The 13,626-nt window shown below is 67.7% G+C and carries 14 protein-coding genes; 7 read left to right on the top strand and 7 right to left on the bottom strand.

Features of this window, described 5'->3' with window-relative positions; all coding sequences use genetic code 11:
- The 3 genes from AC3A3W_RS08245 to mca form a co-directional block, all read right to left on the bottom strand.
- Positions 1-1,092: thioredoxin domain-containing protein (locus AC3A3W_RS08245; RefSeq protein ID WP_487441828.1), on the bottom strand; the 1,092-nt coding region annotated here is incomplete at its 3' end.
- Positions 1,070-1,411: a hypothetical protein gene (locus tag AC3A3W_RS08240; protein WP_487441826.1), complete on the bottom strand. Its 342-nt coding sequence runs from the start codon at positions 1,409-1,411 to the stop codon at positions 1,070-1,072. The genes AC3A3W_RS08240 and AC3A3W_RS08245, both read right to left, overlap by 23 nt.
- Positions 1,412-1,565: 154 nt before the next feature.
- On the bottom strand, positions 1,566-2,471 hold the full coding sequence (mca, locus tag AC3A3W_RS08235) for a mycothiol conjugate amidase Mca (protein WP_487441824.1): 906 nt from the start codon (positions 2,469-2,471) through the stop codon (positions 1,566-1,568).
- An 85-nt stretch (positions 2,472-2,556) separates the two neighbouring features.
- Between mca and AC3A3W_RS08230 the strand changes: the two genes are divergently transcribed.
- On the top strand, positions 2,557-3,027 hold the full coding sequence (locus tag AC3A3W_RS08230) for a DUF4307 domain-containing protein (RefSeq protein WP_487441822.1): 471 nt from the start codon (positions 2,557-2,559) through the stop codon (positions 3,025-3,027).
- A 163-nt stretch (positions 3,028-3,190) separates the two neighbouring features.
- Positions 3,191-3,685: a transcription elongation factor GreA gene (gene greA, locus AC3A3W_RS08225; protein ID WP_487441821.1), complete on the top strand. Its 495-nt coding sequence runs from the start codon at positions 3,191-3,193 to the stop codon at positions 3,683-3,685.
- A 91-nt stretch (positions 3,686-3,776) separates the two neighbouring features.
- Here the strand turns inward: greA and AC3A3W_RS08220 are convergent, their stop codons facing one another.
- From AC3A3W_RS08220 to AC3A3W_RS08205, 4 genes are all read right to left on the bottom strand, one after another.
- The gene (locus AC3A3W_RS08220) at positions 3,777-4,388 is read right to left on the bottom strand and encodes a rhomboid family intramembrane serine protease (RefSeq protein WP_487441819.1); all 612 of its coding nucleotides are present in this window, start codon (positions 4,386-4,388) and stop codon (positions 3,777-3,779) included.
- A 9-nt stretch (positions 4,389-4,397) separates the two neighbouring features.
- Complete coding sequence (ilvA, locus tag AC3A3W_RS08215) at positions 4,398-5,636, bottom strand: threonine ammonia-lyase (RefSeq protein ID WP_487441817.1); 1,239 nt, start codon at positions 5,634-5,636, stop codon at positions 4,398-4,400.
- A gap of 3 nt (positions 5,637-5,639) precedes the next feature.
- Positions 5,640-6,962 carry an AI-2E family transporter gene (locus tag AC3A3W_RS08210; protein WP_487441815.1) on the bottom strand — a complete coding sequence of 441 codons (1,323 nt, stop codon included), beginning with the start codon at positions 6,960-6,962 and terminating at the stop codon, positions 5,640-5,642.
- Positions 6,963-7,031: 69 nt separating this feature from the next.
- Entirely contained in the window at positions 7,032-7,994 is a 963-nt protein-coding gene (locus AC3A3W_RS08205; protein WP_487441813.1) for an aldose 1-epimerase family protein, read from the bottom strand.
- A gap of 134 nt (positions 7,995-8,128) precedes the next feature.
- Here AC3A3W_RS08205 and AC3A3W_RS08200 point away from each other — a divergent pair, with 134 nt between their 5' ends.
- The 5 genes from AC3A3W_RS08200 to AC3A3W_RS08180 are packed head-to-tail and all read left to right on the top strand — an operon-like array spanning position 8,129 to position 13,612.
- Complete coding sequence (locus tag AC3A3W_RS08200) at positions 8,129-9,067, top strand: DeoR/GlpR family DNA-binding transcription regulator (RefSeq protein ID WP_487441811.1); 939 nt, start codon at positions 8,129-8,131, stop codon at positions 9,065-9,067.
- Positions 9,064-10,227 (top strand): galactose-1-phosphate uridylyltransferase, encoded by a 1,164-nt coding sequence (gene galT, locus AC3A3W_RS08195; RefSeq protein WP_487441810.1) that lies wholly within the window; start codon positions 9,064-9,066, stop codon positions 10,225-10,227. The genes AC3A3W_RS08200 and galT overlap by 4 nt, the downstream gene beginning before the upstream one ends.
- On the top strand, positions 10,224-11,381 hold the full coding sequence (gene galK, locus AC3A3W_RS08190) for a galactokinase (RefSeq protein ID WP_487441809.1): 1,158 nt from the start codon (positions 10,224-10,226) through the stop codon (positions 11,379-11,381). The genes galT and galK overlap by 4 nt, the downstream gene beginning before the upstream one ends.
- Positions 11,382-11,402: 21 nt before the next feature.
- The gene (locus AC3A3W_RS08185; protein WP_487441808.1) at positions 11,403-12,641 is read left to right on the top strand and encodes an acetyl-CoA C-acetyltransferase; all 1,239 of its coding nucleotides are present in this window, start codon (positions 11,403-11,405) and stop codon (positions 12,639-12,641) included.
- Positions 12,642-12,643: 2 nt separating this feature from the next.
- Positions 12,644-13,612: a DMT family transporter gene (locus AC3A3W_RS08180; RefSeq protein WP_487441806.1), complete on the top strand. Its 969-nt coding sequence runs from the start codon at positions 12,644-12,646 to the stop codon at positions 13,610-13,612.
- The last annotated feature ends 14 nt before the right edge of the window (positions 13,613-13,626 follow it).

The following is a 13,626-nucleotide window of genomic DNA, read 5'->3' as shown; positions in this document are numbered from 1 at the left end:
CGTCCAGAGGTAGCTGGCGCCTTCGTGGTGTTCTCCGTTGACCACCGAGTCGGCATCGAGCGAGGACGCCAGCGCTTCCGCTGCGCCGTGCGGCCCGGCAGCCTGGAGCCCGAGGGATGCCAGCATCCATTCGGCGGTGCGCACGGCGACGTCGGCCGCTTCCGCCGCGGGAAAGCCCGGCGTTCCGCCCAGCCGCACCCAGTGGACATAGGCCCTCAGGAGCTGCACATTGTCGTAAAGCATTTTTTCGAAGTGCGGCACAGACCAGTCCGGGGTCACCGAATACCGTGCGAAGCCGCCGTCGAGCTGGTCGAACAACGCCGAGCGCGCCATGGCGGCCAGGGTCCGGCCGGCCATGTCGCGCGCCTCCCCCGCCGTGTCCGAGGGGACGGCGGCATGCCTCATCAGGAACTCAAGTACCGCCGACGGCGGGAACTTGGGGGCGGCGCCGAACCCGCCGTCGTCGGGGTCTTCCGAGCGGCCCAGTGAGCGGACCGCAGCCGGAAGCACGTCCGGATCGAGCAGTCCGGGCGGCCCGTTGAGGTTCACTGCGGCAGAGAGCTGGGCGTGGCCCATGGTCTGGGCGAGGGAGCGGGCATTCTGCTCCACGGCATCGCGGCGCTCCTCCCATGCGTCGTGCACCGCCTCCAGCACCTGCAGGAACGACGGCCGGCCGGGCATCGGCCGGGGCGGGAAGTAGGTGCCGGCATGGAACGCGAGCCCGTACGGTGTCAGGAAAACGGACATGGGCCAGCCGCCCTCGCCGCTGATCGCCTGCGTGGCGGCCATGTAGGCGGCGTCCACGTCCGGCCGTTCTTCCCGGTCCACCTTGACGGCGACGAAGTGCGCGTTCAGGTAGTCGGCCGTGGCCTGGTCCTCGAAGCTTTCATGGGCCATGACATGGCACCAATGGCAGGCGGCGTAGCCGATCGAGAGGAACACCGGAACGTTCCGGGCTGCGGCCCGGGCGAACGCCTGGTCGCCGAAGGGCTGCCAATGCACCGGGTTGCCCGCATGCTGCCGGAGGTACGCCGAGGGCTCCTCACCCAGGGCGTTGCGGTCGCCGGAGTCAGGCGTCGGTTCTGCCCGCATTGTCTGTTTTGTCCGTAACTCGGGTATTGCCGGTATTGCCGGTATTGTCCGTGTTGTCGGCATTGCCGGCAGCGGCGTCGTCGTGGGCGATGTCCGCAGCCTCTGCCGCCGCCATCCGTTCCTCTTCCACCTGGGCACGGTAGCGCACCCGCCGGATGCGGCGGACCATGTCCACAATAAGCAGCGCCGTCAGCACAACGATGAAGGCCGTCAGCAGGAAGCCGAGCAGGCCGGGGGTCACCTGGTCCTCGGAGAGGCCCGGCCGCAGGGAAGGCGAAGGGGCCGGGGAGGACGCCAGGGCGATGAGCATGTGGTGCACTGTGGAAACTTTCTTGGTGGGCTGTACGCGGGACGTCCGGCCGGCGCACTAAAGCGCTGTTTTCTGCGCCGCTCTTCTTCTACGCCGCTGTTTTCTACGCTGTCATATTTGTACATCGTATATTTCTACATCGGATAGAAACTATCCGATGTTTCTATCTTAGCCCCGCGAACAGGTCCTTTTCCGGGAGGTCGGCGGGCACCCGCGATTGGATCAGCGTGTAATCCTCCCAAGGCCAGGCCCGGCGCTGCATGTCGGAAGACACCGCAAAGAAGAACCCCAGCGGATCAACCTGGGTACGGTGCGCGCGGAGGGCATCATCCCGGGCTTCGAAGAAATCCCCGCAGTCCACCTGGGTGGTGGTCTGGTGCGCAGGCGGCGGCGCCGTATGCCCCTCGGCGTCGGCCTCAAGCCAGGCGGCGAGGCGTTCGGCGTACGGCGATTGCAGCCCGGCCTCTTCAAGGGCGAAATGCAGGGCACGGAAGCGTTCGGGACTGAAGGCACGGTCGTAGTAGAGCTTGCTCGGTGCCCAGGGCTCGCCGGTCCCGGGGTACTTGTCCGGGTCTCCGGCGGCCTCGAACGCCTCTACCGCCACCCGGTGCGCCATGATGTGGTCGGGGTGCGGGTAGCCGCCCTTTTCGTCATAGCTGATAACGACATGCGGCTTGAAGTCCCGGACGAGGCGCACCAGCGGTGCTGCGGCACGGTGAAGCGGCTGCAGGGCGAACGAACCAGGCGGCAACGGGGGAAGCGGATCCCCCTCAGGCAGCCCCGAGTCCACAAAGCCCAGCCAGCGCTGCTTCACCCCCAGAATCCGTGCGGCCTCCTTCATCTCCAGCCTGCGGGCCCCCGCCATGTCCCTCTTGGGGTGCGGCTCGCCTTCCATGGCGGGATTCTGGATGTCACCGCGCGAGCCGTCGGTGCAGGTGGCCACCATGACGTCCACCCCTGCCGCGGCATACATGGCCATCGTCGCGGCGCCTTTGCTGGATTCGTCATCCGGGTGGGCGTGCACGGCCAAGAGGCGGAGTGTAGCTGACGGGCTCTCGGACGCTGTCATGTGGGACTGCTCCTCTTTCTACTGTTGCCGGTTGCAGTGCCGGGCACCGGATATTTCCCCGCCTGATCCCCACTAAACTGGAATGGTGACTACCGAGGACAAGTCGGGCACCCCCCTGCCTGCAGACATTAGCCTAGCCAATCGCTATGGCGGTCCAAAGCGCACGCTGTCCCGAAAAGCCAAACGAGGTGCGGCGATTGCGGCCCTGGCGGCCGGGATCGGATTCCTGGCCTGGGTATCCACCTCCTCGGCCATGTCATCGGTCACGTTCAAGGACGTCGGCTACCGGACCGTGGATGCCACCCAGACCGAGCTGGACTTCCAGGTTTCCCGGGACCCCGGGACCGCCGTGAAATGCGCGGTCAAGGCCCTCGACTCGAAGTTCGCCATCGTCGGCTGGAAAGTCGTGGACATACCGCCGGCCCCGGCGGAGTCCGGAGGCGCGGAGAGTCCTGACGGCGGCCGCACCGTCGCCCTGCGGGAGGTGCTGCGCACTGAATCCCAGTCCGTCTCGGCAGTCGTGGACAGCTGCTGGGTCCCCGGTAGCGCCAAGTAGGAATGTGACCCACGCCGCTCACCCTTTGGGTTTTATCCACAGGATTGACTACAATGGACCAATACCTTTACCCCGCTGAGTTGGTTACTGAGTTCCACAAGTGGCCACCGTGGCGGGGTCTTTGCTTGTATGACCTGCTTGCTAACCACTAGAGGAGATGTCCGTGTCTACCACCAACAGCGCGCCTGCAGCTTGGCTTACCCAGGAAGCTTTTGACCGCCTGAAGGCAGAGCTGGACCACCTTTCCAGCGCCGGCCGGGCGGAAATCGTCCAGAAGATCGAGGCTGCGCGCCAAGAGGGGGACCTCAAGGAAAACGGCGGCTACCACGCCGCCAAGGAGGAGCAGGGCAAGATTGAGGCCCGCATCCGCCAGCTCACGCAGCTGCTCCGCGATGCTCACGTCGGCGAGGCTCCTGCCGATGACGGAATCGTTGAGCCCGGCATGATCGTCGTTGCCCGGATCGCCGGCGACGACGAGACGTTCCTGCTCGGTTCCCGTGAGATCGCCGGAGACTCCGACATTGACGTCTTCAGCGAGAAGTCCCCTCTCGGCGCGGCCATCATGGGCCACAAGGAGGGCGACACCCTGAGCTACATCGCCCCCAACGGCAAGGAGATCTCTGTCGAGATCCTGTCCGCCAAGCCGTACGTGGGCTAGGCGGAAGCTTCCGTTTCAGCGGGTCCTGCCGCAACGCGCGACGCCGGCCCTCCCCACTTTGCGGGAGGGCCGGCGTCGCGCTTTTAACACGTCAGTCCCGGCGGGCTGCGCTGCGCACGCGCAGCACTACCGCGGCCAGGACGCCGCCGACGGCCCCGCCGAGGTGCGCCTGCCAGGAGACAAAGCCCGCAACGCTCGGAATCAGTCCGAACAGGATGCTGCCATACGCCATGAAAAGGACAACGGACAGCAGGATCTGCCACCAGCTGCGGTTGAAGAAGCCCCGCACCAGGAGGAACGCAAACAGGCCAAAGACCAGGCCGGACGCGCCCACCGTGATCCCGCGGTTGCCGATCAGCCAGACGGCGAGGCCTGATCCCAGCCAACTGCAGGCGACGGCGGTGAGGAAGACCCGCACTCCGGACATGAACACCAGGAAGCCGAAAATTATCAGCGGCAGCGCGTTGGAAAGGACGTGGTTCAGGTTCGCGTGCAGCAGCGGAAACGTGAAGATGTCCAGGATTCCGTCGGCGCTGCGGGGCCTGAGGCCGAAGACGCGGTTTAGGCCGTGCAGCATCGCCGTGTTGACGAGCTCGAGCGCGAAGAGCAGCAGAACGAAGGCGCCGACCACCAGGAGTCCGCCCTTGGCCCGTGACGCCGGGGTGTCCCGCGTTGCCGGAGGTTCGCCTGGTGTCTGCAGCATCTTTGGCTCCTAGTGCACCACGATCGGCTGGAAACCCTCGGCGCGCAGCGCGCTCAAGACCTGTTCCCCGTGCTCGTGGCCCTTGGTCTCAAGGTTCACCGTGATGGAAACGTCTCCCATGCTGATGGACCCGCCCACCCGCGTGTGGTCAAGGCCCGTCACGTTGGCGTCGTTCTCGGCAATGATCCGTGCAATGGTGGCCAGCGAGCCGGGACGGTCATCGAGCATCATGCGGACTGTCATGTACCGGCCGGCGGCGGAGAGGCCCCGCTGGATGACCTTCAGCATCAGCATGGGGTCGATGTTGCCGCCGGACAGGATGACGGCCGTGGTTCCGGGGTTCTCAATCTTTCCGTCCATGAGCGCAGCCACCCCCACGGCACCGGCCGGTTCCACCACCATCTTGGCGCGCTCCAGCAGAAAGATCAGGGCCCGCGCCAGTGAATCCTCGCTGACGGTGACCACGTCATCCACGAGTTCCCGGATGATGCTGAAGGGCAGCTGTCCGGGACGCCCCACGGCGATGCCGTCGGCCATGGTTGACACCCTCTTCAGGGGCACCAGGGCATCCGCCGCCAGCGACGGCGGGTAGGCCGCCGCATTTTCGGCCTGCACACCGATGATGCGGATCTCCCGGCCGAGTTCCTTTGCCCGTGCTTTGACTGCCACGGCCACACCTGCCAGCAGGCCGCCGCCGCCGACACCCATGAGCACCGTGTCAACGTCCGGCACCTGTTCGAGGATTTCCAGGCCGACCGTTCCCTGGCCTGCCACGACGTCCACATTGTCGAAGGGGTGGACAAAGACCGCGCCCGTGTCATCGGAGTAGCGCTGCGCCTCGGCGAGCGCCTCGTCCACGTTGTGGCCGTGCAGGATCACCTCGGCACCGTGGCTGCGCGTGGCGGCGAGCTTGGGAAGCGCCACGCCGAGCGGCATGTAGATCCGGGCCTTGATGCCCAGGCTCTTCGCGGCGACCGCCACGCCCTGCGCGTGGTTGCCGGCGGACGCAGCCACCACGCCGCGTTTCTTGTCCGCCTCGGACAGGCGGGCCATCCGGACGTAGGCGCCGCGCACCTTGAAGGAGCCGGCGCGCTGGAGGTTCTCGCACTTGAAGAAGACCTGGCCGCCCACCATCGCGCCCAACGCCCGGGATGATTCGACGGGCGTCCGGGTAATGATCCCGTCAAGCAGCTTCTGCGCCTCAAGGACATCGTCCAGCGTGACGGGAAGGCTTTCAGGGGTATTCACGAACTATTCTCCTTTGGGAAATTCTGCTTCGGGGCCCGGCGCAGACTGTCTGGCCGGAGCACCTGTTCCACGATCGGCGTCTTTGCCGTGGCCGGGACTCGCACCCGGCAACCGGACTTCCTTGATGGTGTTGTCCTGGTCTGCGCCGGCCGGACCTCCCACGGCACCGCCGCGCGCGCCAGCCAGCACTTGATCATGTTCCCACGTTCTGCCTGCAATATACCGAATCGCCGAGTTTGCTACGGCGAGGATGGGCACGGAGAAAAGGGCTCCGGGGATGCCGGCCAGGTAGGAACCGGCCGCGACGGCGAGAATCACGGCCACGGGATGCAGCGCCACGGCCTTGCCCATGACCAGCGGCTGCAGGATGTGGCTTTCCAGTTGCTGGACCAGGAGCACTATGCCCAGCATCACCAGGGCGTTGACGGGGCCGTTGGCAACCAGCGCCAGCAGCACGGCGATGGCGCCGGTCACCAGTGCACCAACCACCGGAATGAAGGAACCGATGAACACCAGGACACCAAGCGGCAGCGCCAGCGGGACGCCGATGATGGCCGCGCCGACTCCGATGCCCACCGCATCCACGAACGCCACGAACATCTGGATCCGCGCATAGCTGACCATGGAGGCCCAGCCGCGGCGGCCGGCGCCGTCGGCGGGGATACGGGCACGCCGCGGCAGGAGCCGGACCAGGAACGCCCAGATCCGGTCGCCCTCCAGCAGGAAGAAGATCAGGATGAACAGGGCAAGGATCATCCCCGCGGCAAAGTGTCCCGCCGTGCTGCCGAAGGAAAGCGCCCCGCTGAGGATGCTGCTGCTGTTGTTCTGCAGCGCCGCCGTCGCCTCCTGGATGTACTGGTCAATCTGCGCGGCGGTCAGGTGCAGCGGCCCCTGGGCCAGCCAGTCCTGGACCTGCTGGACTCCCGCCAGGGCCTCGCTCCACAGCTCCTGGAAACCCAGCGCGAGCTGCCGCCCCACCAGCGCCAGCGAGCCCGCGATCAGCCCGATAAAGGCAAGGACCGTGACGGCCACGGCTGCTCCGTTGGGAAGCCGCTGCGAGCGCAGCCACCCCACGACCGGGCTGAGCAGGCCTGCCAGCAGGGCCGCCACCATCACCGGAATGATCAGGAAGCTGATCTTGCCGAGCAGCCATACCAGGGCGCCCACTATCAGGAGGATCAGCCCCAGCCGCCACGCCCAGGCCGCAGCGATGCGGACACCGTAGGGAATGTCCTGCTCGAGTTCCCTTTCGGTCCGTGGCCGCGGGGGCGGAAGGATGGCGGGCCTGACCGGTTCTTCTGGCGTGGCGTCCTTAGCTGGCGTCATAGCCCAATAATTCCCTAGCTGTGCGGCTATGGGAAACGGCACGGCGCAACGGGTGGGCGGTACTGCAGATCAGGAAGCGATATCCGCCGAGGCGCTGATGCCCCAGGACATCGTGAACGACTCATCCGGCGCCAGCCAGCGGAGACTGTGGCCGGAGTTGAACGCGTTCGCCGGACCGGTCATCGGTTCGAGTGCCACGGCCTTTGGCCGGCCCGGATATTTGTCGGTCACAAAAACGTGGACGAAGGGGCACGTGGCGTCCTGCCACAGGCTCACGCTGCGGCCGTCAGCCGCCGACAGCGTGTGGCGGGCGATGCCGCCGTCGAACTCCAGGTCCGTCAGTGCGACGTCGATGTCGAGGTCGCCCACCTTCCTGCCCTGCCGGAGATCGGTGTCGCCGCTGACGGGCGCGGAGCTCCGCGGAATGAGCCTGTCGTCCGCTACGAGCCGCGTACGGGCGTGCACGGTGAGGGTCAGCTCCTCGCTGGGGATCCCGCCCAGCCGAAGATAGGGGTGGGCTCCCAGCACGAACGGCGCGTCCGCGCGGGAGTCGTTGGTCAGCGTTTGGCGCACCACCAGCCCCAGGTCTTCGTCCAAGGAATACTCCACCCGGTGCCTGACGAGGAACGGGTAGCCGTGCTGGGGGAAGACCGGGGCCTCCAGTGTCACCGAATACTCAGACTCGGCTACCGGGGCGTACGAGGCGTTGCGCAGCAGGCCGTGGCTGGCGTTGTTCCGGGAAACCTCGGTGATGTCCAGTTGCTGCTTCTTGCCGTTGAGGTGCCAGACGCCGTCCTCCACCCGGTTCGCCCAGGGCGCCAGCGTGATGCCGTTGCCGCCCGGCGGGATATCGGCGTCACCGTAGGTCTCTGTCAGCTGGACTCCGCCCCGGCTGTACAAGCGCAGGCCCGCGGCCAGCTCCGTCACCACGGCGAGGGCGTCGCCGCGCCTCAGTTCGTATTGCAGCCCGGAGGCGCAGCGCCTCCGTTCGGGCTGGTCACCACTGGATACGGAAAAGGTGCCGGAAGTCATGGACATACCGTACAGCCCTCGGCGCGCCAGCGCCTGCGGGTCGCGATGTTCTGTTTTGTTAGAAACTATTTGTTTTTGAGCGTTTTATGACACAATGGTGATGTGCCCCGTACCGGCCAGGAAGGAGGAAAGCGATGCTTGCAGCCCAGCGCCAGCACGTGATCCTCCAGGAACTCGAAGCGCACGGCACAGTCCGCGTGGCCGCCCTCTCCGCTGTGCTCGGCGTCTCGGAAATGACCGTGCGGCGCGATATCGACGCCCTGGACGCCGACGGCCTGTTGCTCCGCGTCCATGGCGGCGCCACCCGCACGGGCACCTTCGGCGCCGTCGAACCCGCGTTCCTCAGCAAGTCCGCCCAGGAAACCGAGGCCAAGCGTGCCATCGCCACGGAAGCCCTGACGCTGCTTCGGCCCGACATGACGCTGCTCATCTCGGGCGGCACCACAACCTACGAGTTCGCCCGCCTCCTCCCCCGCAACTTTGGCCTGACGGTGGCCACGAATTCCATCATGGTGGCCAACGCGCTGGCTGGTCCGGCACCCTCGGAAACCACCCGGCCGGACGCAGAAGGCGGCGGCATCAGGACGCTCGTGCTGGGCGGGCAGCGGACGCCCTCCGAGGCGTTGGTGGGCCCTGTGACGATGCACGCCATGGATCACCTGCACGCTGACATCTGCTTCATGGGCGTCCATGGCATCGACCCGCAGGCAGGCATCACGTCGCCCAACCTCCTCGAAGCCGAGGTCAACGCCGCCATGATTGCGGCCTCGGGAGCGCTGGCCGTGCTGGCCGACGCCACGAAGTACGGCATGGTCGGACTGGCCGGAATCGCGCCGCTATCGGCTGTTCACACGCTGGTCACCGACGCCAGGATCCGTACCGGCCACGACGGCCCGGCGGCAGCACGGCTGCTCCGGGAGATGGTCCGTGACGTCCGCATCGTGCCGCTTCCCTCGTCCGAGGGACACCCCGCACGCGGAGCGCCGCCCCAGGCGCCTGCAGCAAGCTCCCCCACCCACCACCCGGCCGGCCGGAACCGTCCGGTTGCAGCATTCAAAGGACATAACGCATGACCCACATCACCAGCACCCATCTCGCCGACGGCCGGGAACTGCTCTACTTCGACGACGCCGGGTCCGCCCGGCCGCGGTCAGTCGAAACCACGCCGGACCTCCGTGACCTCCCGGCCCGCGGCGAACCCGGAGAGGTCCGGTTCGACGCGCTCACCGGAGAATGGGTGGCCGTGGCAGCCCACCGGCAGACCCGCACGCACCTCCCGCCGGCAGACCAGTGCCCGATCTGCCCCACCACCGACGCCAACCCCTCGGAGATCCCGGCGCCGGACTACGACGTGGTGGTGTTCGAAAACCGTTTCCCCTCCCTCGGTCCGGCCGTGGGCCCGGTTCCGGACAGCCCTGGCTGGGGCACCACGGGGCCCGCCTTCGGCAGGTGCGAGGTGGTCACCTTCACGCCAGAGCACACCGGGTCGTTCAGTGGCCTGACCGAAACGCGTGCCCGGACCGTGGTCGAAGCCTGGGCACACCGGACCGCCGCGCTCAGTGCCCTGCCCGGCATCAAGCAGGTTTTCCCGTTTGAGAACCGGGGGGCGGACATTGGAGTCACCCTGCACCACCCGCACGGCCAGATCTATGCCTATCCGTACGTCACACCCCGCGCCGCCGTGATGGGGGCAGCCGCCCGCAAGTTCTACGACACCGCCGGCGGCCGCCAGACGCTGACGGGCTCCCTCCTCAAGGCGGAGCGGGAGGACGGCAGCCGGATGGTCATGGAAAGCGACAGCTTCAGCGCGTACGTCCCGTTCGCCGCCCGGTGGCCCCTTGAAATCCATCTCGTGCCCCACCGCCAGGTCCCGGACCTGGCGGCCCTCAGCGGAGAGGAAAAGGACGAGCTGGCGCACGTTTACCTCGACCTGCTCAAGCGCCTGGACGCGCTCTACCCGACGCCGACCCCCTACATCTCGGCATGGCACCAGGCACCGGTGGATAGCGTGCTCCGCCCGGCCAGCTACCTGCACCTGCAGCTCACCTCCCCGCGCCGCGCCGCCGACAAGCTCAAGTTCCTGGCAGGGTCCGAGGCCGCCATGGGGGCCTTCATTAACGACACCACCCCGGAACTCGTAGCGGAGCGGCTCCGCGCCGTCACAGTCCCTGCCTCACCGGCTGAAGCACTCGCCCCGTCCGCCCCGGCACTGATCGAAGGAGCCCACGCATGACCGCCGCCAGCACCGCGCACCTCGCCGAACAGTTCAGCAGCGCGTTCGGCCGGGAGCCGGACGGCGTCTGGCAGGCCCCCGGCCGGGTCAACCTGATCGGCGAGCACACGGACTACAACGAGGGCTTCGTGCTTCCGTTCGCGATCGACAAGACGGCCCGCATCGCAGTCGGAGTCCGTTCCGACTCAACGATCCGACTCCTGTCCACCTATGGGGACCAGGGCATGACAACGGCGGATACGGGGCACCTGGAGGCGCAGTCCGCCAAGGGCTGGACCAAATACCCACTCGGCGTCATGTGGTCGCTGCAGCAGCGCGGCATCGACGTCCCGGGGCTTGACCTGCTGCTGCATTCCAGCGTGCCCCTCGGCGCCGGACTCTCCTCGTCCCATGCCATCGAGTGCGCTGTGATCTCGGCACTGAACGACATCACCGGTGCGGGCCTCAGCCCGGAAGACATGGTCCTGGCGACGCAGCGCGCCGAGAACGACTTCGTCGGTGCACCCACGGGCATCATGGACCAGTCCGCCTCGCTGCGCGGCTCGGCGGGGCACGCCGTGTTCCTGGACTGCCGCGACCAGAGTGTCGAGCTGGTGCCGTTCGAGGCCGAAACTGCCGGCCTGGTCATGCTGGTGATCGACACCAAGGTGTCCCATTCCCATGCCGACGGCGGATACGCCTCCCGCCGCGCTTCCTGCGAACTGGGCGCTGAGGTGCTTGGCGTCAAGGCGCTGCGCGACGTCGCCGTGGGTGACCTTGAGGAAGCCAGCGGCCTCCTGGATGAGGTCACCTTCCGCAGGGTCCGCCACATAGTCACCGAAAACGACCGGGTCCTGCAGACTGTCGAGCTGCTGCGCCGGCACGGGCCGTCCTCGATCGGGCCGCTCCTGGACGCCAGCCATGTGTCCATGCGGGATGATTTTGAGATTTCCTGTGCGGAGCTGGACCTGGCCGTCGAAACCTCCCGGGCGAACGGCGCCATCGGCGCGCGGATGACGGGCGGCGGGTTCGGCGGGGCTGCCATCGCCCTGACGCCGGTGGCAGAGGAGCGGCGGGTGCGGACCGCCGTCGAACAGGCCTTTGCCCGGGCGGGATTTACCGCGCCGGACATCTTCACTGTCACCCCCGCAGCCGGTGCGATGCGGCTGGCCTAGCTGCGGGCGTAGGCTTGGCGCATGCCGGAAGCAGTCATCGTTTCAACCGCCAGAAGCCCGATCGGCCGCGCCTTCAAGGGCTCGCTGAAGGACGAGCGCCCGGATGACATGGCGGCCGCCATGGTGGCCGCTGCGCTGGCCAAGCTGCCGTCCTTCGATCCGACCGGAAACAGCGGCCCCGGGCTGGACGACCTCTACCTGGGATGCGCCGAGCCCAGCGGCGAGGCCGGTTCCAACATGGCGCGGGTGGTCACCATCCTGGCCGGCCTGGACACGGTGCCTGCCTCCACCGTCAACCGGTTCTGCGCCTCAAGCCTGCAGACCGTCCGCATGGCCTTCCACGCGATCAAGGCGGGAGAAGGCCATGCCTTCGTCAGCGGCGGCGTCGAGGCCGTCTCCCGGTACCAGAACTGGGCAGGGGCAGGGGAAACCGACGCGGGCAACCACAACCCGCTGTTTGAACCGGCGCGCCAGCGGACCGCGGCACGGGCCGAGTCCAACACCCCGTGGACGGACCCGCGGCTGGGCGGGCGGATGCCGGACATTTACATCGCGATGGGGCAAACCGCCGAGAACGTGGCCACGTCCTACGGCATCAGCCGCGAAGAGCAGGACGCCTGGGCAGTGCTGAGCCAGAACCGGGCCGAGGCGGCCATCGCCTCCGGCTTCTACGCCAGGGAAATCACGCCCTATGAACGGCACGACGGCACCGTCGTCGACCGGGACGATTCGCCAAGGCCCGGCGTCACCCTCGAAGCCGTCAGCGCCCTGCAGCCCGTGTTCCGCCGGGACGGAACCGTCACGGCCGGCAACGCCTGCCCGCTCAACGACGGTGCGGCCGCCATGGTCATCATGAGCGACGCCCGGGCGAAGGAACTGGGGCTGGAGCCGCTGGCCCGCATCGTCTCGACCGGCGCCAGCGCCCTCTCCCCCGAACTGATGGGAATGGGTCCGGTGGAATCCACGCGGCGGGCCCTGGCGGCTGCCGGGTTGGGGATCGGCGACATCGACCTCGTGGAGCTCAACGAGGCCTTCGCCGTGCAGGTGGTGGCCAGCGCCCGCGAACTGGGGATCGACGCCGCGAAGCTCAACATCCACGGCGGCGCCATTGCCCTGGGCCACCCCTTCGGCATGACCGGAGCCCGCATCACCACCACGCTGCTCAACGGCCTCCGCGAAACGGACGGCACCCTGGGCCTGGCGACCCTTTGCGTGGGCGGCGGACAGGGCATGGCCCTGGTGCTGGAACGCCTCAGGTGAGAATGACCATCCCGGATTCCAGCACCCACACGGACGCCCCGCCGGCCGGCCGCACCCCTCGACGCGCCGTGGGGATCGCGGTCGCCTCGCTGCTGGGGGCGACGCTCTTCTGGGCCGGCAACTACGTCGTCGGCGCCGGCGCGGTGGAGAGCATCGACCCCCTCAGTCTCGTCCTGCTGCGCTGGGCGCTTGCCCTTGTCCCGCTGCTGCTGATCGCGCAGGTGGTCGAGCGTCCGCAGTGGCGGCAGGTGGCGGCTGCGTGGCCGTGGCTGATCGCCCTCAGCATGTTCGGGCTGCTGGGCTACAACCTGCTGCTGTATGCCGCGCTGCAGCACACCGACGCGTTCAGCGCGTCCCTCATCAACGCCTTCAACCCGGCTCTGATCACCCTGGCCGCCACCATCTTCCTGCGTGAACGCCTCACCCTCACGGCGATCGGCGGTGTGCTGATCGCCCTGGTGGGCGTCCTCGTCGTCCTCAGCGGCGGCGACCCGTCCGCCCTGCTGGGCACCGGGTTCGGACCTGGCGAGCTGCTCATGATCGGCGCCATTGCCGCCTGGACCGGCTACACGGTCACCGGGCGCCTGGCACCGAAGGTGCCGCCGATCACCGGCACCGCCGTCCAGGCCGCGGTCACCGTAGCCGTGCTCACCCCGATCAGCCTCGCCACCGGCGGGCCCGCCCTGCCGTCCACGGCCGAAGCGGTCACCTCCCTGGCCTTCATCGCAATTTTCCCCTCGGTGCTGTCGTACCTGCTGTGGAACCGCGCCCTGACCGTCATCCCCGCAGGCAGCGCCGGCGTGTTCCTGAACCTCATCACCGTGTTCACTGCGGCGATCACCATCCTCGCAGGCCACCCGTATTCCGCCGCCCAGGTCATCGGCGGCCTCATCGTCATCGCCGGCGTCGTCCTGACGAACACCCGGCAGACGCAAAGAGGGCCCCGCGTTCAGCGGGGCCCTCTCGGCTAGTTAGAGCACGACGG

Source organism: Arthrobacter sp. Soil_N43 (genome assembly GCF_057655195.1).
Note: the sequence above shows the minus strand (reverse complement) of the source record. Positions and strands in the feature narration are given on the sequence as shown.